This window comes from Mesorhizobium sp. W067 (assembly GCF_054719525.1).
On sequence record NZ_JBTTII010000001.1, the window covers coordinates 5,492,169 to 5,509,742 of the forward strand.

Genomic DNA, 17,574 nt, shown 5'->3' on the forward strand with positions numbered 1-17,574 from the left:
GATTTACAGCGGTGGCGTGTAGCCTTGATCCAGAAGTTTCAAAAACACGCACCCGTCTCAAGGGGGCGACACCGGCGAGGAAATCAAAAGCATCATGGCCAAGAAAACCGAAAATAGCGGCCCCTCCGTCAGCGCCGAGGAGGCGCTGGAATTCCACGCCATGGGCCGCCCCGGCAAGCTGGAGATCGTCGCCACCAAGCCGATGGCGACGCAGCGCGATCTGAGCCTCGCCTATTCGCCGGGTGTCGCGGTTCCTGTGCTGGCCATTGCCGAAGACCCCAGCCGCGCTTTCGACTACACGACGCGCGGCAACATGGTCGCCGTCATCTCCAACGGCACCGCCATTCTCGGCCTCGGCAATCTCGGCGCGTTGGCCTCCAAGCCGGTGATGGAAGGCAAGGCGGTGCTGTTCAAGCGCTTCGCCGATGTCGATTCCATCGATCTCGAGGTCGACACCGAGGATGCCGACGAATTCATCAATTGCGTGCGCTTTCTCGGCCCGTCCTTCGGCGGCATCAACCTGGAAGACATCAAGGCGCCGGAATGCTTCATCATCGAGCAGCGGCTGCGCGAACTGATGGACATCCCGGTCTTCCATGACGACCAGCACGGCACCGCCATCATCTCGGCCGCCGGGCTGATCAACGCGCTGGAGATCACCGGCCGCGACATGAAGACCACGAAAATGGTCTGCAACGGCGCCGGCGCCGCCGGCATTGCCTGCATCGAACTGATGAAGGCGATGGGTTTCGCCCCGGAAAACATCATCTTGTGCGACACCAAGGGTGTCGTCTACCAGGGCCGCACCGAAGGCATGAACCAGTGGAAGTCGGCGCATGCGGTCAAGACCGCCACGCGCAGCCTGGCCGAGGCGCTGGATGGCGCCGACGTCTTCCTCGGCCTGTCGGCCAAGGGCGCATTGACCACCAGGATGGTGCAATCGATGGCCAAGAACCCGATCATCTTCGCCATGGCCAATCCCGACCCGGAGATCACGCCGGAGGAAGTGGCCGAAATCCGCACCGACGCCATCATGGCCACCGGGCGTTCCGACTACCCCAACCAGGTCAACAATGTGCTGGGCTTCCCCTACATCTTCCGCGGTGCGCTGGATGTCAGGGCCACCACCATCAATGACGACATGAAGATCGCCGCAGCGAGAGCGCTGGCCGACCTGGCGCGCAAGGACGTGCCCGACGATGTCGCCGCCGCCTATCAGGGCAACCGGCCGAAATTCGGCCCGAACTACATCATCCCGGTGCCGTTCGATCCGCGCCTGATCTCGGCCATCCCGCTCGCTGTGGCCAAGGCGGCGATGGAGTCAGGCGTCGCCCGCAAGCCGATCCTCGACCTCGACCGCTACGCGCAGGAACTGTCGGCCCGCCGCGACCCGATCGCCTCGACCTTGCAGCGCATCTACGACCGCGTCCGCCGCCAGCCCAAGCGCATCGTCTTTGCCGAGGGCGAGGAAGAACAGGTGATGCGCGCCGCCGTCTCCTATGTGAACCAGAAGCTCGGCACCGCGATCCTGCTCGGCCGCGACGATGTCATCAAGGAAAACGCCAGGCACGCCGGCATCGACCTCAACAAGCAAGGCATCGAGATCATCAATGCCAGGCTGTCGCGCCGCAACGGCATCTATACCGATTATCTCTACGAGCGCATGCAGCGCAAAGGCTTCCTGTTCCGCGACTGCCAGCGGCTGATCAACAACGACCGCAACCATTTCGCCGCCTGCATGGTGGCGCTGGGCGATGCCGACGGCATCGTCACCGGCGTCACCCGCAACTATTCCACGGCGCTCGACGATATCCGCCGCGTCATCGACGCCAAGCCCGGACACCGCGTCATCGGCGTCTCCATCGTGCTCGCGCGGGGCAAAACAGTCCTCGTCGCCGATACCGCCGTGCACGACATGCCCAATGCCGAGCAGATCGCCGATATCGCCGAGGAGGCCGCGGGCTTCGCCCGCCGCATGGGCTACGAGCCGCGGCTCGCCATGCTTGCCTATTCGACCTTCGGCCACCCGCAGGGCGAACGTTCCGAGCGGGTGCAGGAAGCGGTGCGTATCCTGGACAAACGCCGGGTCGATTTCGAATATGACGGCGAAATGGCCGCCGACGTCGCGCTCAATGCCCGCGCCATGGCGCAATATCCGTTCATCCGGCTGACCGGCCCTGCCAATGTGCTGATCATGCCGGCGTTCCACTCGGCCTCGATCTCGACCAAGATGCTGCAGGAACTCGGCGGCTCCACCGTCATCGGCCCGCTGCTGGTCGGCTTGAACAAACCGGTCCAGATCGTCTCGCTCAACGCCAAGGATTCGGACATCGTCAACATGGCTGCGATCGCGGCCTATAGCGCGGGAGCCTGATTGGCGGCAAAATAGCCAACCCATAAGAGATTGATAATATTCGGCTGCTATAGGGAACGTTCTCGCCCCCTATGGCCTTATGGCATTGGCGGCGCGCTCAGACCGCCAAAACGGGGGTGCGGCCATGAAGCATGACACGGCATCTGTGGTCGGCCAGGGGGTCTATCACGACGAGCGCCTGGATGCGCTGCTGAGCATCACCGGCCGCATGGACGGTTATCTCTACCGTTGCCGCAACGATGCGTCCTACACCATGCTCTACATCAGCGACGGCATTTTAACCGTCAGCGGTTATCGGCCGAGCGACTTCATTCAAAATGCCGTGCGCGACTATGTCTCGGCGATCCACCCGGATGATCTCGCTGCGGTCTATGCCGCCGTCGATACCGCGCTCGAGGCGCGCTGCAACTGGAACGTCGACTACCGCATCGTGCCACAGGTCGGCGAGCCGCTCTGGGTGCGCGAGATCGGAGGCGGGGTCTGGGATGGTGCCGGCGAACTCGAATTCCTCGAAGGTTTCGTCGTCGACATTAGCGACCGTAAGGTAGTCGAGGATCTCAATGCCGAACTGCTGCTCGAACTCAAGGCCGCCAACGAGGAACTCTCCGTACAAAAGCGCGAGATCGAGCTGGCCAAGCAGCAGAGCGATCATTCGGCCAACCACGATGCATTGACCGGCCTGCCCAACCGGCGCGCCTTTCACAACGAGCTGAGGTCGGTGATCGACCGCTGCGACAGCACTGGCCAGGCGGCCGGCCTGCTGTTCATCGACCTCGATAGGTTCAAGAAGGTCAACGACACGCTCGGCCACGAGGCCGGCGACGCGCTGCTGCAGGAGGTGGCGGGTCAGCTTCGCACCATCCTGCGCAGCGCTGATTTCGTGGCGCGGCTCGGTGGAGACGAGTTCGCATTCCTGTTTTCAGGAGAGGCTAGCCGGGCCCGACAGAAGGCCGTGGGCGTCGCCGAACGTATCCTGGAAAAGCTGCGGATCAAGGTGCCGACGCCGAATGGAGCCATCCATGTTGGTTGCACCGTTGGCGTCGCCATCTACCCGGCGGAAGCGTCCGATTCGGAGGCGCTGATAACGCTCGCCGACCGACTGATGTACATCGGCAAAAAGAGCGGCCGCAACCGGCTGGTCACCGCCGGGGCTTTGGAACCCGGGCCTACGTCCGACGACCTTCGCCGCACCGCCTGAGCGGAGCGCCGGACAGCCTGATCCGGCGGGAACCCCTCATCTGGCTCGGCGCTGCGCGCCGAAAGACGGCCCTACAGCAACCCCGCCAATTGGGCCGCGCTGCGCAGGTTTTGCCGCGGCCGTGGCCCGAGCTGCTGGATCACCAGCCCGGCTGCCAGCGAGCCGAGATCACCGCAATCCTGCAGGCTGCGTCCCGTCGTGTAGCCGTAGAGGAAGCCGGCGGCGTAGAGGTCGCCGGCGCCGGTGGTGTCGACCAGTTCGCGGATCGTCGTCGCCTGGATGGTGACGGTCTCCTCGCCACGCACGATCACCGAGCCTTTTTCGGAGCGGGTGACGGCGGCGATCTTGCAATCCTTGCGGATCGCCGCCAGCGCCTCGTCGAAGGATTTTGTCTGGTAGAGCGACTTGATCTCGTGGCTGTTGGCAAAGACGATGTCGACGGTGCCCGAGCGCATCAGCTCGAGGAACTCGTCCCGGTAGCGGTCGACGCAGAACGAATCAGACAACGTCATCGACACTTCGCGCCCAGCCTCGTGTGCGAGCTTCGCCGTCTGCCGGATCGCCTCCTTGGCGCGCGGCGGATCCCACAGATAGCCCTCGAAATAGGTCACCTTGGCGCCCGACGCCTTGTCGGCCTCGACGTCTTCCGGCCCGAGTTCGATGCAGGCGCCGAGATAGGTGTTCATCGAGCGCTCGCCGTCGGGGGTGACAAATATCATCGAGCGCGCCGTCGGCGGCTGTCCCTGGAGCGGCCTGGTGTCGAAGGCGACGCCCTGGGCATGGATGTCGTGGGCGTAGATCTCGCCGAGCGGGTCGTTCGATACCTTGCCGAAGAATGCGGCGCGGCCGCCGAAGCTGGCGACGCCAGCGGCGGTATTGCCGGCGCTGCCGCCGGAGGCCTCGATCGCGGGGCCCATGCGGCTGTAGAGCAGCTCGGCGCGCTTGGTGTCGATGAGGTTCATCGCACCCTTGATGATGCCGTTGGTCTCGAGAAAAGCGTCGTCGCACTGGGCGATGATGTCGACAATGGCATTGCCGATGCAAAGCACGTCATAATCGGGCATCAATTTCTCCGCCTGGGAACTGCCGGCTTTCTGCCACGCCCGGGCGGGTCTACAGCATCACCCCGAAAAATGGCAACCGATTTCCACCCTTTGCCGGCCCAGGCCGGCGCGCGCGCCTGGGACGAGGCTCCATCACAGTTCGACCGTGGCCGAAGCATCTGACCGCCGGGTCGCCTACAAGCTTGGCCTCAGATCAAGCGCTGGAAGCACCCTGCATGCAAGCAAAGACCGACATGGCCACCGAACTGGCGCTGCTTGGCGTGCTGGCCGCCCTGTGGGGCGCGTCCTATACCTTCATCAAGATCGGTGTCGAGACGATCCCGCCGATAACCTTCATCGCTGCTCGCACCCTGATCGCCGGCGCCATCCTGCTCGCGCTGATCCGCTGGCGCGGCCTTTCCATGCCCAAGGACGGCGCGACCTTGTGGCGGTTCATGGTCCAGGCCTGCCTCAACAGCGTCGTGCCGTTCACGCTGATCGCCGCCGCCGAGCGCTCCATCGACGCCGGTCTGGCCACCATTCTCAACGCGACCTCGCCGATCTTCACCTTCCTGCTGACCGCGCTTATCACCCGCCATGAATCCGTGACCGCACGCAAGCTGTTCGGTGTCGGTGCCGGCATTGCCGGCATTTGCCTGATCGTCGGCACCCAGGCGCTTGGCGGGCTCGGCCATCAATTGTGGGCGCAGCTTGCCGTCATTGCCGCCACGGTCTGCTATGCCGGCGCCGCCATTTTCGGCCGCAGCTTTAGGGGACTCGACCCGATGCTGCCGGCCGCCGGCTCGATGCTGTGCGGCGCGGTCATCCTCGTCCCCTTGAGCCTGGCCTTCGACCGCCCGTGGACGCTGTCCCTTCAATGGCGTCGATACTGGCCTTGTTGGCATTGTCGGTGTTCTCCACGGCGCTGGCCTTCTGCATCTTTTTCCGCCTCATCCACACGCTTGGTTCGGTCGGCACGACGTCGCAGGCCTATCTGCGCGTGCCGATCGGCGTCGGCATCGGCGTCCTGTTCCTCGGTGAAAGCCTTGGGCCGACAGCTTTCTGGGGCATGGGCTGCGTCGTCGCCGGCGTTGCGGCAATGACCATCCCCGCCCGCTCCCGGGCGCTGGCGCGCTAGATCATGATGAGATTTGGTTGAAATCTCATCATGATCTAACCCTTTGTTGGAGCATGATCTTTTCCAAAAACCGGTACCCACTTTTTGGGATCATGCTCTAGTTCCCGTCCGGAATTGCGCCCGCTCCAGCAGGCTTGCGGCTGACAGGGTCTCCGCCTATGTCGGAGATATCCGTTTGTTCCTGGGGGTGGAAACGCCGTGATCTCCAACGCTGCCCGCGCCGCCTTCAGCCGGCTGTTTTCTCCCGAATTCCGCGCGGTTTTCCTGAAGACGCTGGGCTTGACCGTCCTGGCGCTGGTCGCCTTGTGGTTCGTCTTGACCGGGCTTGTCGATTGGCTGGCCCTGCCATGGGTTCACTCCTTGCTGCCCGGCCTGCCGTCCTGGGCCGGATGGCTGAGCGGCATCATCGCTGCCATCGCGCTTGCCTTCGGGATGGCGCTGCTGATCGCGCCGGTGACGGCAATCGTGGCCGGCCTGTTTCTCGACGACATCGCCGAAGTGGTCGAGCGCACCGACTATCCGGCCGATCCCGTCGGACGCGCCATGCCGGCGCTGCGCTCGCTCGTGTTGTCGGTGAAATTCTTCGGCGTCGTCATCCTGGGCAACATCGTCGCCTTGCTCCTTCTGTTGGTTCCGGGCGTCAACATCGCCGCCTTCTTCATCGTCAACGGCTATCTGCTCGGACGTGAATTCTTCGAATTCGCCGCCATGCGCTTCCGCCCGGAAGATGAGGCGAGGGCGTTGCGCCGGAAATATGCCGGCACCGTCTTTCTGGCCGGGCTGCTCATCGCTGCCTTCCTCGCCGTGCCCCTGCTCAACCTGCTGACGCCGCTCTTTGCCGCCGCCATGATGGTGCATCTGCACAAGGCGGTCGGCGCGCGGGAGAGCGCCGGGCGATAGGCCTATCAACGCAGAAGAAAACCGCGTCCCAATTCGTCATCCGGCTCGACGGTGAATTCCGCCCGGCCCGAATAGTAGGCGCGGCCGCCGACGCGGGCGATGATCGCATCATGCGGGCCGGCCATGGTCGTGCGCGCCACCGCTCCGGAAAAGCGCGAGCCGGCGATGCTTTCGAAGGACCGCTCCTGACCAGGGTTGATCTCACCCTTGGCATGCATTGCCGCCAGCCGCGCGGTGACGCCGGAGCCGGTCGGCGAGCGGTCGACCTCGGCATCGGCAAAGACGCAGATGTTTTTTGTTGCCTCGCCGGAGAACGCATCGTGTCCATCGGTGAGGATGGTGCCGTAGAGGAAAGCGAGATCGGCATGGTCGGGATGCGATAGAGGGAACGCCGCCTTCAGCCGCTCGGTCAGCGCGGTTGCCGCGTCGACGAAATCGCGCACCCGGCTGCGGCCGAACTCCAGGCCGAATTGATGGCAGTCGGCCAGCGCGTAGAAGGCGCCGCCATAGGCGATGTCGAACGCAATCTTGCCGTATCCCCCCAATTCGATTTGTTGGTCATGGGCAAACAGAAAGGCCGGCACGCTTTCGAACGACACCGATCCCGCTTTGCCGTCCTTGACCTCCACCGAAGCGACGACCAAGCCGCACGGCGCCTCGATGTTGACCATGGTGATTGGCTCCTGTTTCGCCACCAGGCCTTCGTCGACGGCGTAGCGGCCAAGCGCAATGATGGCGTGGCCGCACATCGTCGAATAGCCCTCGTTGTGCATGAACAGCACGGCCAGCTCGGCGCCGGGCAGGTCGGGCTCCACCAGCAGCGCGCCATACATGTCGTAGTGACCACGCGGCTCGAAGACCAGCAGCTTGCGCAAATGGTCGAGGTGGTCGCGCACATAGGCGCGCTTTTCCAGGATCGTGCCTTTGGGAATGTCTGGATAGCCGCCGGTGACGATCCTGAGCGGCTCGCCGCCGGTGTGCATGTCGACGACGGTGAGCGTCATGCGCCGGGACCCCCTAGCCTGAGGATTTGGAAAACAGCGCCTGCAATTTGCCGAACGGGATGGCGGCCCGGGTGAAGCCGAACGTGCCGTCCTGCTGGATCTCGCGCGCCGCGGTTTCCAGCATGCCGAAGGCGAAATTGGTCAGCCACGGACCGAGCGAGATGCGCTTGACCCCGGCCATGGCAAGGTCGGCGATGGTGAAGGCCGGGAGTGCCATGACATTGACCGGCCTGCTCACCGCCGAGCAGATGTTCCGGATGGTCTCGACATCTTTGAGGCCGGGCGCATAGAGCACATCGGCGCCGGCCTTTTCGAAGGCCTGCAGCCGCTTGATCGTGTCGTCGAGATCCGGTTTGCCCCAAAGGAAATTCTCGGCCCGTGCGGTGAAGACGAAATCATGCTTGAGCGCCCGTGCGGCCTCAGCAGCAGCTGCAACGCGCTCGACGGCGTGTGAAAACTCATAGATGGGCTTGTCGGGATCGCCGGTATGGTCCTCGATCGAGCAGCCGGCGAGACCTGCCGCTTCGGCCGCAAAAACCGTCTCGGCGGCACTCGTCGCGCTGTCGCCCTTGCCTTTCTCGAGATCGGCCGACACCGGCAGGCTGGTCGCCGCCGTCAGCTCGCGGCAATGGTGGATCATCGCCTCGAAGGTCACTGCGCCATCGGGCAGGCCGCGCGAGAAGGCAAAACCGGCGCTGGTCGTCGCCAGCGCCTTGAAGCCGAAGGAGGCCAGGAGCTTGGTCGTGCCGACATCCCAGGGGTTGGGCATGACGAAGGTCGAGGCGTGCAGGTCGCGAAAGATCTTGCCCTTGTCCATGAGTGCTCCCTTCAGATGCGGAATATCGGCAGATTCTATCGTGCAGAAATGCACCGGGCAAACGAATGCGGTTGGCTCAGAAGCGTTTGGCGTTCTCTCCTGCCAATCTGTCCAGCGCGTCGGAATCCCTGACGTAGTGCAACGTCTTCTTGTCCCAATGATAGGTAACGGAAATTGCGTGGGCTTCAGGCTTGGGCGGCTGGCCGTCGCAGCTCTCGCCGTTGAGCACCGTGGCGTCGGTCACCGTCACTTTGACTGCGGCATAAGGCTGCCCGTCAGCGATCGTCTGGAAAGCAACGTCCTGCTTGCGGCTGTAGGCGCACAGGTTCTCATCGAAGGTGAAGATCATGTCGATCAGTTGGAATTTGTCGTCGCGCACCATGATCAGCGGCGTGATCGCGTAATTTTGGCTTGAATTGAAATGCGCGCTCATGGTGATCACGATGTCGTCGTTCGGCCCAACGGAAAGCTTGCCCGGTTCACGGAAATAGGTGCCGCGGTCGAGCGCAACATTGACGGCGTCGAGCAGCTTCGGCTTGTCTGTGATGTCGTAGAGCGCCAGCACGGCATAGCCTTCGGCGCTGTCGGGAGAGTCGCCGAGGTCGTAGAGCATCGCCAGCCGGTCCTTGCCCCCGGCCTTGATGGCGAGCACGCCGGCGTTGGAGAGGCCCGATGTCTCAGGCGGCGAACCGCCGTCATCCGGCCCCTCGATGTGGCGCATCTCGATCGGCAATCCACCCCGGTAGAAACCGTTGCTGTCACCTGCCAGGCCGGGAATGACCATCCTTGCGAGGTCCAGATAGGTCACATCCATGTGGCCGGGGATGGCGCTGCCGAATTCCGGGAAGCTGACGGCTTGCGCGCCGGCTGCGGTCCAAAGCCACGGCAGCAGCACAAGCGCTAGAGCAATTTCAGGAAAAGTGTGTGCGGTTTTCCGGCCGGAAATTGCGACAAAACAAAAAGATAGAGCGGTTCGCCGTTTCCATGAAACGGTGAAACGCTTTAGGATGGAGCGAAGCAGGTTCGTTGGCATGGGTGCCTCAGGCTGGCCGCGCGGAACCTAACACAGCTTCAGTGGATCGGCACCAGCCCGGCAAGTTCGCGCATGTCGTCGAACAGGACGCCGCCAGCGCCGGCCAGGCCATCGCGGTCGGAATAGGGATCGCCATGATAGGAATAGACACGCATGCCGGCGGCAATGCCGGCCTGCGTGCCGGCAACGCTGTCCTCGATGACGATGCAGTCGGCGGGCGCAAAGCCCATGGTCTTTGCCGCATGCAGGAACAGGTCCGGGAACGGCTTGCCGCGGCCGACCATGGTCGAAGAGAACATGGCGTGCTCGAACAAAGGCAGCAGCCCGGTCTGGCCGAGCGTGATGTGCATCTTCGAGATACGCGCAGAAGTGGCGACGCAATAGGGAATGCCGGCCGCGCGAACCGCCTCGATGAAGTCGCGCACATAGGGGATCGCCTCGACGCCATGCGCAAACAGATCGGGCAGGCCGGCATTCCAGCGATCGACGAAATCGGCGCCGAGCCGCACCGTGGTCGTCTCTTCGATTTCCTTCTGCACAGAAGCCATGCTACGGCCGGAAAAATATTTGCGGCAATATTCGAATGTGGTGGGATAACCGGCGGCAACAAACCACTCGGCAAGCCGCCGGTTGGCAAGGTTCTCGGTGTCGACCAGGATGCCGTCGCAGTCGAAGATGACCAGTTTCGGTATGCTCATTTCAGGCGGTGCCGGTCGATCCGAACCCGCCCGCGCCGCGCGTCGTGGCGCCGGCCAGCGAGCGCTCCTCAACCGTCACCTGCGTCACCGCGGCAAAGACGAGCTGGGCAATGCGCATGCCGCGCGTCACCGCGAAATCCTCGTCGCCGAGGTTGACCAGCAGCACCTTAACCTCGCCGCGATAGTCGCTGTCGACCGTGCCTGGTGAATTGAGGACGGTCAGCCCATGCTTGAAGGCAAGGCCGGAGCGCGGCCGCACCTGGCCTTCCATTCCTTCGGGAATTTCCAGGATCAGACCGGTCGGCACCAAGGCGCGCTTGCCAGGCAGGATCAGCAGCGGCCGGTCTTCCGGCACCGCGGCGCGCAGATCCATGCCGGCGGCGCCGGTGCTTTCATAGGCGGGAAGAGGAAGTCCATCTCCATGCGGCAACCTGACGAAGCCGACAGTGGGACCAATGACGGAGGAATTTTGGAAGGCTGCGCGCATAAAATCGATCCTATCGGCGCGAACGGCGATTCGGTCAACTCGTCCGCAGGCCTATCAACGGCTTTCTTTCAGGCGTCAGTGTGACCTAGCGCAATTCCACCGGAACGACGGTCGTCTCCTTGATCTCCTCCATGACGAAGGAGGCCGAAACGTCCGACAGCGCCACCTTGGCGATCAGCCGCTGATAAAGCCGGTCATAGGCCTTCATGTCAGCGACGCGGGCGCGCAGCACGTAGTCGAGATCGCCGGACATGCGATAGACCCCGGTGATCTCGGGAAAACCGGTCACCGCCGCACGGAACTTCTGCAGCCAGTCCGGGTCATGATTGGAGGTGCGGATCAGGATGAACACCGAGAGCCCGAGCCCGAGCTTGTCGGCATCGACCAGCGCCACCCGTCCGGTGATGACGCCGTCCTCTTCCAGCCGCTTGACCCGGCGCCAGCAGGCGTTGCGCGACAGCGACACTTTTTCGGAGAGCTGATCGACCGACAGTGTGCCGTCGCGTTGCAGCTCGGCCAGCAATCTTCGGTCGATTTCATCAAATTCAAGCGCCATGTTGGGATGAATGTCCCGAACCACGGCGTTAGACAAGGACAAATTGAGACCGATGAACCTTTACCCCGTGGCAGGATACCCAACATCGGGGCTTATCCCGGCAGGAGGGATCACCATGACGACACGGCTTGCAGGGCTTTTCACCTCCCACCCGGCCAAGGTGGGCGAGACCTATTTCAGCCATATGGCCTTTGCCGCCTGGTTCTGCTCGCGCCTCCTGATGGCCGCTGGTGCGGCACTCGTTCACGCTTTCTTGCCGTTTCTCTTCGAAACTGCGGCAAGCCGAATCGTTCGCGAACTCTACGAGCGGACGCACAACAGAGGCTCGCACGCGGTCAAGGAGCCCCAGGCTCTCTTGGATCGCGCCTAGGATTGGTTAGAAGCCATGTGTCGATGGGCGGCCTATCTGGGTGAAGCGGTCTTCCTCGAAGACGTCGTCACCGCGCCTTGCCACTCGCTGATTGCCCAGAGCCATTGCGCCCAGGAAGCCAAGTCGCCGACCAATGGCGACGGTTTCGGCCTTGCCTGGTATGGCGACCGGCCCGAGCCCGGCCTCTACCGCGACATCCTGCCGGCCTGGTCGGATCCCAATCTGAAAAGCCTGTGCCGGCAGATCAAATCCGGCCTGTTCCTCGCCCATGTCAGGGCGTCGACCGGCGGCGCCACCAGCCGCATGAACTGCCATCCCTTCATCTCCGGCAGCTGGTCGTTCATGCACAATGGCCAGATCGGCGGCTTCGAAAAGATCCGCCGCGCGCTGGAGAACTCGCTCTGCGACGCCGTCTTCGACCAGCGTGAAGGCACCACCGATTCCGAGCTGCTTTTCCTGCTGATGATCGACGAGGGTCTTGCTGGCGACCCGCAAGGGGCAGTATCGCGCGCCACCGCTCGGGTTCTGGAGGCGTCACGCCACGCCGGTCTCGAACCGGCCTTGAAACTCACTGCGGCCCTTTCCGATGGGCGCGCGCTCTATGCCGTGCGCTACGCAAGCGATGCCCACGCACCGACGCTGTACACGTCGCTCCGCAACGGCGGTCGTTGCATCGTGTCCGAACCCTTCGACCGCGAAGGCGGCGACTGGCAGGCGATCCCGCCGGCGAGTTTTGTCACGATCACTGGCGATGGGATGAGCATTCGGCCGTTCGTGCCGGCTGTGGCAAGGCTGGCACTGGTCGTCTAGGCCCTAGTCTAAGCCGCATTCCTTCGCGCCCCCCTCTGTCCTGCCGGACATCTCCCCCACGAGGAGGGAGATTGGAGGTCACGGCGGCCTTCGCCAATTTTCAACGCAGGAAAAGGGGCGCCGAAGCCAAAGCTGCCAATCTCCCCCCAAAGTGGGGGAGATGTCCGGCAGGACAGAGGGGGGCGCCGTAGAGCGCCAACCTCAACCGACCGGCAAGCGCAATTTTGATCAAGCGCCGATGATCTCCGAATGCTGAACTTGGTTTTAAACCGCGATACGTTTGGCAGCAGCCGGAGCAATCATGGACCTCGCCTTTTCCTCTACCATCGATCTCGCCGCCGCAATCGCGGCGCGAAAGATCTCCGCCGTCGAAGCTCTGGACGCCCATCTGGTCCAAATCGACCGACACAACGAGGCCGTCAACGCCATCGTCAATCTCGACCGCGAAGGCGCCCGTGAGCGCGCTGAAAACGCCGACGTGGCATTGGCGCATGGCGATGCGCTCGGCCCGCTGCATGGCGTGCCCTTCACCCTGAAGGATACGCACGAAACGGCCGACATGGAGACCACGGTCGGTTTCCCGCCTTTCGCCAACCATACGGCAAAATCGGACAGCCCGGTCGTCGCCCGATTGAAAGCAGCAGGCGGCATCCTGATTGGAAAGACCAATGTCGCGACGATGCTGGGCGACTGGCAATCGGACAATCCGCTGTTCGGTCGCACCAGCAATCCGTGGAACCGCTCGCGCACGTCAGGCGGGTCCAGCGGTGGCGCAGCGGCAGCGGTGGCGACCGGCATGACGCCGTTCGATGTCGGCACCGACATGCAGGATTCGATCCGCCTGCCGTCGGCTTTTTGCGGTGTCTGCGGGTTGAAACCGACCGAGCACCGCGTGTCCCTGGCCGGCGCCTTCCCCGATCCGAACGGCGCGGCGCGCAGCGTCCGCTTGATGTCCTGCCTCGGTCCGCTGGCGCGCAGCGTGGACGATCTTGCGCTGATCTACAAAATCATCGCCGGCCCGGACGGAGCAGACACGGACCTCGGGCCGGTGCCCGTAGAGGCCATGCCCAGGCTCGACCTCAAGACATTGCGCATCGCCTTCGCGCCGTCCTTCCCCGGCTTTCCGGTGGCTGGCAAAATCGCTACCGCAGTCGAAAGCCTGGCCAAGCGGTTGCAATCAGTAGGGGTGATTGTGGAAGAAGCGAACTTGCCGAAGCTCGATCTGCATGACGATCTGAAGCAGGGCGGCGATCTGATCGGCATGATGCTGGAGGCAGCGCAGCCCGAACCGCCGAAGCAGTCAACGCCGATCACCAATTGGTTCGAGGCGCTCGCTCGCCGCGACCGCTCGATCCTGGCCTGGGACAGGTTCTTCGAGACCTGCGATGCCTTGCTGTGTCCGGTCGCCATGACCACGGCCTTCGCGCATTGTGAGCCCGGCACGCCGATCGAAGTCGACGGCAAGGAGCAAAGCTATTGGATGCTACCGGCCTATGGCGCGGTCTTCAATTATTCCGGCCATCCGGCACTCTCGCTGCCCTGCGGGCAAGACCGCGACGGCCTGCCTATCGGCCTGCAACTGGTCGGCAAGCGCTGGTCGGAATCGCGGCTGCTCGGCATCGCCAAGGCGATCGAAGCGCTGACCGGCGGCTTCAAGCGTCCGCCGGGCTACTGAGCAAACCGACCCAACCCATAAGGCGTCAGCAGCGGATCACGCTCGCCGTCGAGAATTTCGCGCGTGGCGAACAGCCCGACCGCCGGCGCCAGCGTTATGCCGGAATGCATGACGGCGACATAGAGACCTTCCGTGCCCTCGGCGCGGCCGATGATCGGAAAGCCGTCGATCGGCGTCGGCCGGTAGCCAACCGTGTGGAAATCAAATTCCAGTTCGTCGGCGCCGCGCAAAGCCGCCTTCATTGCTGCAAACAGCTCGCGCGCCGTGGCGTCGGGATTCTCACCGGGATCGCTCCCCGCGAAATCCGAGCCGGCGATGATGCGGCCCTCCGCCGTCTGGCGCATATGCAGCTTTTCGGCATGCACCAGCCCGTTGAGGAGCTTCTTGTAGGGCTGCGAGTGGACGATCAGACCGGGCGGCGTCTCGATCGGCAGCTTGATGCCGGCGGTAGCGGCAATATCGGGCGCCCCGACACCGGCTGCGATCACCACCTCGTCGGCTGCCATCAGCCCATGCGATGTATCGACACCGGCAATCCTGCCATCGGTCTGGACAAGTGCGGTTACAGAACTGGAAAGAATGCGCGCGCCGCGCCGTTCTGCATCGGCCAGCAGCGCCTTGGCCGCCGCAACCGGTTCGGCCACGCCTTCCTCCGCGACATAAACCGCGAATTCAGGCGGCTCGACCAGTTTGGGCTCGATCTGCGCGGCTCGCTTGGCGTCAACGCGCTCGATGCCGTAGCCCCAGGCCGAATGCTTGGCCGCGTAGGCTTCGAGCCGGTCGGCCGGCAAATCCCAGCACAAGCCGCCGCACCAGGCGAGCGGCAGTCCAGGCAACTCGTCTGCCAGCCGCTTCCACTCGGCCATGGCGCGGGTGCGCAGCCGGAAATAGGTTTCGGGGTTACCCCAGCTGGCGTTGATCCAGGCAAAGGAATTGGGCGTCGCGACGCCACCGGCGCCGCTCTCCGAAACCACCGTCACCCGCGCGCCAGCCTTGGTCAGGTGCCAGGCGATGGAAGCGCCGATAATGCCGGCGCCGATGACGATGACTTCCTTAGCGCTGCTCATACCGGACCTCTCAGAATGGGCTCCTCTGATGCCACCACAGCGGGTTAAGCTCAAGGGCGGTCGAGGCCTGCCGGCCCGAAACTGTCGACAGGCCAGCAATGCGCTGCTAGAAGCCGGCGCCACAGACAGGATTCCAGAAATTGGCAGAAGACATCGAACAGGCGGTATCGCGCCGCCGCACTTTCGCGATCATCGCCCACCCAGACGCCGGCAAGACGACGCTCACCGAAAAGCTGCTGCTGTTCGGCGGCGCCATCCAGCTTGCGGGCGAGGTCAAGGCCAAGAAGGACCGCATCCAGACGCGGTCCGACTGGATGAAGATCGAGCGCGAGCGCGGCATTTCGGTCGTCACCTCGGTGATGACCTTCGAATACGAGGACAATGTCTTCAACCTGCTCGATACGCCCGGCCACGAGGATTTTGCCGACGACACCTACCGCACGCTGTCGGCGGTGGACTCGGCCGTCATGGTCATCGACGCCGCCAAGGGCATCGAGCCGCGCACGCTGAAGCTGTTCGAGGTCTGCCGGCTGCGCGATATCCCCATCATCACCTTCATCAACAAGATGGACCGCGAAAGCCGCGACCCCTTCGAGATTTTGGACGAGATCGAGCAGAAGCTGGCGCTGGACACTGCCCCCATCACCTGGCCGATCGGCCGCGGCAAGACTTTTGCCGGCACCTACCACCTGGCGCTCAACGCTGTGCGCAGGGGCGATGCCGAGAAAGACCGCACGCCGGTCAACGGCCCCGACTCCAACCGCGTCGCCGGCCTGCTGCCGGAAAACGAGCGCGAAGCCTTCATCGAGGAGCTGGAACTCGCGCGCGAGGCCTGCCGACCTCTTGATATTGACGCGTTCCGTGAGGGCCATCTGACGCCGGTCTATTTCGGCTCGGCGCTGCGCAATTACGGCGTGCGCGACCTGATCGAGGCGCTCGGCGCCTTCGGCCCGCCGCCGCGTGCGCAGGACGCAGACACCCGCAAGGTCGAGGCGACGGAGGAGAAGATGACGTCCTTCGTGTTCAAGATCCAGGCCAATATGGACCCCAACCATCGCGACCGCATCGCCTTCGTGCGCGTCTGTTCGGGCAAGCTCGAGCGCGGCATGAAGGCCAAGCTGGTGCGCACCGGCAAGCCGATGAGCCTGTCGGCGCCGCAGTTCTTCTTTGCCCGCACCCGCGTCACCGCCGACGAAGCGTTTGCCGGCGATGTCGTCGGCATTCCCAACCACGGCACGCTGCGTATCGGCGATACGCTGACCGAAGGCGAGGAGATACTGTTCCGCGGCGTACCCAACTTCGCGCCGGAAATCCTGCGCCGTGTGCGCCTCGGCGACGCGATGAAGGCGAAAAAACTCAAGGAAGCGCTGCACCAGATGGCCGAGGAAGGCGTCGTGCAGCTGTTTTCGCCCGAGGATGGCTCACCTGCCATCGTCGGTGTCGTCGGCGCGTTGCAGCTCGACGTTTTGAAGGAGCGGCTGAATTTCGAATACACGCTGCCGGTCGAATTCGAAATGTCGCGCTTTTCGGTCTGCCGCTGGATTTCGGCCGACGACAAGGCCGAAACACTTCGCTTCATCGAAGCGCATCGCGGCGACATCGCCCGCGACCTCGACAACGACCCTGTGTTTCTGGCCCAGCACGCCTTCTCGCTGAACTACGAAGCCGAACGCTGGAGGGCGATCCGCTTCGCCACCATCAAGGACTACCAGGTCCGCGACAAGGCGGCGTAAGGCGCCCCTTTTCCTTCTGCCCGCTTACGCGGAGAAGGTGCCCGAAGGGCGGATGAGGGGCAGCGCCGACCTTGAAGGGTCAATTGGCTCCAACGCGCGCCGGCCGTTCGCATGGCTCAGGGCGTTCGAAGCTCGAAAAGCCAACCAATTGGCTTTTCGTCCGCTACGCGGACCCCTTCTCACCCTCCGCAGCTTCCTCGATCTTGGCAATATCGATCTTGCTCATCTGCATCATCGCCGACATCACCCGCCCGGCCTTGGCCCGGTCCGGATCCAGAAGCAAGCGCGGCAGTTGCTCCGGCACGACTTGCCAGGAGACGCCGAACTTGTCCTTCAGCCAGCTGCATTGCGACGGTTCGCCGCCGCCTTCGATGAGCTTGTCCCAGAAATAATCGACCTCTTCCTGGGTCTTGCAGTCGATCGACTGTGACATCGCCTCGTTGAACTTGAATTGCGGTCCGCCGTTCAGTGCCTGGAACTGCACGCCGTCGAGTTCGAACGTGGTCACCAGCGCCTTGCCGGCATCGGCATGGCCTTCGGGCCAACGCAGCACGCTCAGCACCTTCGAATTCTTGAAGATGGAGACGTAGAAATTCATCGCCTCTTCGGCCTGGCCATCGAACCACAGGCAGGTGGTGATCTTTTGCATGTCATGCTCCTCGGGGTGTTTT

The 17,574-nt window shown here is 63.5% G+C and carries 16 protein-coding genes and 1 pseudogene; 8 read left to right on the forward strand and 9 right to left on the reverse strand.

Annotated features, from left to right (window positions below):
* Nucleotides 1–94: 94 nt before the first annotated feature.
* Both ACYG97_RS26775 and ACYG97_RS26780 read left to right on the forward strand, forming a co-directional pair.
* The gene (locus ACYG97_RS26775; protein WP_023672870.1) at nucleotides 95–2,374 is read left to right on the forward strand and encodes an NADP-dependent malic enzyme; all 2,280 of its coding nucleotides are present in this window, start codon (nucleotides 95–97) and stop codon (nucleotides 2,372–2,374) included.
* A gap of 124 nt (nucleotides 2,375–2,498) precedes the next feature.
* Nucleotides 2,499–3,572 (forward strand): sensor domain-containing diguanylate cyclase, encoded by a 1,074-nt coding sequence (locus ACYG97_RS26780; protein ID WP_023732507.1) that lies wholly within the window; start codon nucleotides 2,499–2,501, stop codon nucleotides 3,570–3,572.
* Between the two features lie 71 nt (nucleotides 3,573–3,643).
* On the opposite strand, the gene ACYG97_RS26785 is transcribed toward ACYG97_RS26780, so the two are convergent.
* On the reverse strand, nucleotides 3,644–4,636 hold the full coding sequence (locus tag ACYG97_RS26785; protein WP_023732506.1) for an adenosine kinase: 993 nt from the start codon (nucleotides 4,634–4,636) through the stop codon (nucleotides 3,644–3,646).
* Nucleotides 4,637–4,851: 215 nt separating this feature from the next.
* Between ACYG97_RS26785 and ACYG97_RS26790 the strand changes: the two are divergent.
* Both ACYG97_RS26790 and ACYG97_RS26795 read left to right on the forward strand, forming a co-directional pair.
* Nucleotides 4,852–5,753 (forward strand): annotated as a pseudogene (locus tag ACYG97_RS26790) (DMT family transporter).
* A gap of 198 nt (nucleotides 5,754–5,951) precedes the next feature.
* Nucleotides 5,952–6,653 carry a sulfate transporter family protein gene (locus ACYG97_RS26795; protein ID WP_023672874.1) on the forward strand — a complete coding sequence of 234 codons (702 nt, stop codon included), beginning with the start codon at nucleotides 5,952–5,954 and terminating at the stop codon, nucleotides 6,651–6,653.
* Between the two features lie 5 nt (nucleotides 6,654–6,658).
* On the opposite strand, the gene ACYG97_RS26800 is transcribed toward ACYG97_RS26795, so the two are convergent.
* The 6 genes from ACYG97_RS26800 to ACYG97_RS26825 form a co-directional block, all read right to left on the reverse strand.
* Nucleotides 6,659–7,657 (reverse strand): proline racemase family protein, encoded by a 999-nt coding sequence (locus ACYG97_RS26800; protein WP_023732505.1) that lies wholly within the window; start codon nucleotides 7,655–7,657, stop codon nucleotides 6,659–6,661.
* Nucleotides 7,658–7,670: 13 nt separating this feature from the next.
* A complete protein-coding gene (locus tag ACYG97_RS26805) occupies nucleotides 7,671–8,474 on the reverse strand; it encodes an isocitrate lyase/PEP mutase family protein (RefSeq protein ID WP_023732504.1) in 804 nt (267 codons plus the stop codon).
* Nucleotides 8,475–8,550: 76 nt separating this feature from the next.
* Entirely contained in the window at nucleotides 8,551–9,369 is an 819-nt protein-coding gene (locus ACYG97_RS26810; protein WP_245260722.1) for a hypothetical protein, read from the reverse strand.
* 176 nt (nucleotides 9,370–9,545) lie between these two features.
* Nucleotides 9,546–10,205 carry an HAD family hydrolase gene (locus ACYG97_RS26815; RefSeq protein WP_023732502.1) on the reverse strand — a complete coding sequence of 220 codons (660 nt, stop codon included), beginning with the start codon at nucleotides 10,203–10,205 and terminating at the stop codon, nucleotides 9,546–9,548.
* 1 nt (nucleotide 10,206) lies between these two features.
* Nucleotides 10,207–10,692 carry a dUTP diphosphatase gene (dut, locus tag ACYG97_RS26820; protein WP_023725824.1) on the reverse strand — a complete coding sequence of 162 codons (486 nt, stop codon included), beginning with the start codon at nucleotides 10,690–10,692 and terminating at the stop codon, nucleotides 10,207–10,209.
* An 85-nt stretch (nucleotides 10,693–10,777) separates the two neighbouring features.
* Nucleotides 10,778–11,248: an Lrp/AsnC family transcriptional regulator gene (locus ACYG97_RS26825; protein ID WP_023690042.1), complete on the reverse strand. Its 471-nt coding sequence runs from the start codon at nucleotides 11,246–11,248 to the stop codon at nucleotides 10,778–10,780.
* Between the two features lie 115 nt (nucleotides 11,249–11,363).
* Between ACYG97_RS26825 and ACYG97_RS26830 the strand changes: the two genes are divergently transcribed.
* From ACYG97_RS26830 to ACYG97_RS26840, 3 genes are all read left to right on the forward strand, one after another.
* The gene (locus tag ACYG97_RS26830) at nucleotides 11,364–11,618 is read left to right on the forward strand and encodes a DUF6356 family protein (protein ID WP_023732501.1); all 255 of its coding nucleotides are present in this window, start codon (nucleotides 11,364–11,366) and stop codon (nucleotides 11,616–11,618) included.
* Nucleotides 11,619–11,633: 15 nt separating this feature from the next.
* Nucleotides 11,634–12,428 carry a class II glutamine amidotransferase gene (locus ACYG97_RS26835; protein ID WP_023703538.1) on the forward strand — a complete coding sequence of 265 codons (795 nt, stop codon included), beginning with the start codon at nucleotides 11,634–11,636 and terminating at the stop codon, nucleotides 12,426–12,428.
* 301 nt (nucleotides 12,429–12,729) lie between these two features.
* Complete coding sequence (locus ACYG97_RS26840; RefSeq protein ID WP_023732500.1) at nucleotides 12,730–14,103, forward strand: amidase; 1,374 nt, start codon at nucleotides 12,730–12,732, stop codon at nucleotides 14,101–14,103.
* Here ACYG97_RS26840 and ACYG97_RS26845 read toward each other — a convergent pair.
* Entirely contained in the window at nucleotides 14,097–15,170 is a 1,074-nt protein-coding gene (locus ACYG97_RS26845; RefSeq protein WP_023732499.1) for an NAD(P)/FAD-dependent oxidoreductase, read from the reverse strand. The two genes, ACYG97_RS26840 and ACYG97_RS26845, sit on opposite strands and share 7 nt — an antisense overlap.
* A 140-nt stretch (nucleotides 15,171–15,310) precedes the next feature.
* On the opposite strand from ACYG97_RS26845, the gene ACYG97_RS26850 reads away from it, so the two are divergent.
* Nucleotides 15,311–16,903, forward strand: coding sequence for a peptide chain release factor 3 (locus ACYG97_RS26850; RefSeq protein ID WP_023715580.1), 1,593 nt, complete (start codon nucleotides 15,311–15,313; stop codon nucleotides 16,901–16,903).
* Between the two features lie 163 nt (nucleotides 16,904–17,066).
* On the opposite strand, the gene ACYG97_RS26855 is transcribed toward ACYG97_RS26850, so the two are convergent.
* On the reverse strand, nucleotides 17,067–17,552 hold the full coding sequence (locus ACYG97_RS26855; RefSeq protein ID WP_023715581.1) for a VOC family protein: 486 nt from the start codon (nucleotides 17,550–17,552) through the stop codon (nucleotides 17,067–17,069).
* Nucleotides 17,553–17,574: the final 22 nt, after the last annotated feature.

Coding starts and splice junctions, on each gene's coding strand:
- ACYG97_RS26780 (WP_023732507.1), top strand. CDS start 2,499: ATGAAGCATGACACGGCATCTGTGGTCGGCCAGGGGGTCTATCACGAC.
- ACYG97_RS26815 (WP_023732502.1), bottom strand. CDS start 10,205: ATGAGCATACCGAAACTGGTCATCTTCGACTGCGACGGCATCCTGGTC.
- ACYG97_RS26785 (WP_023732506.1), bottom strand. CDS start 4,636: ATGCCCGATTATGACGTGCTTTGCATCGGCAATGCCATTGTCGACATC.
- ACYG97_RS26855 (WP_023715581.1), bottom strand. CDS start 17,552: ATGCAAAAGATCACCACCTGCCTGTGGTTCGATGGCCAGGCCGAAGAG.
- ACYG97_RS26835 (WP_023703538.1), top strand. CDS start 11,634: ATGTGTCGATGGGCGGCCTATCTGGGTGAAGCGGTCTTCCTCGAAGAC.
- ACYG97_RS26840 (WP_023732500.1), top strand. CDS start 12,730: ATGGACCTCGCCTTTTCCTCTACCATCGATCTCGCCGCCGCAATCGCG.
- ACYG97_RS26775 (WP_023672870.1), top strand. CDS start 95: ATGGCCAAGAAAACCGAAAATAGCGGCCCCTCCGTCAGCGCCGAGGAG.
- dut (WP_023725824.1), bottom strand. CDS start 10,692: ATGCGCGCAGCCTTCCAAAATTCCTCCGTCATTGGTCCCACTGTCGGC.
- ACYG97_RS26825 (WP_023690042.1), bottom strand. CDS start 11,248: ATGGCGCTTGAATTTGATGAAATCGACCGAAGATTGCTGGCCGAGCTG.
- ACYG97_RS26805 (WP_023732504.1), bottom strand. CDS start 8,474: ATGGACAAGGGCAAGATCTTTCGCGACCTGCACGCCTCGACCTTCGTC.
- ACYG97_RS26800 (WP_023732505.1), bottom strand. CDS start 7,657: ATGACGCTCACCGTCGTCGACATGCACACCGGCGGCGAGCCGCTCAGG.
- ACYG97_RS26830 (WP_023732501.1), top strand. CDS start 11,364: ATGACGACACGGCTTGCAGGGCTTTTCACCTCCCACCCGGCCAAGGTG.
- ACYG97_RS26845 (WP_023732499.1), bottom strand. CDS start 15,170: ATGAGCAGCGCTAAGGAAGTCATCGTCATCGGCGCCGGCATTATCGGC.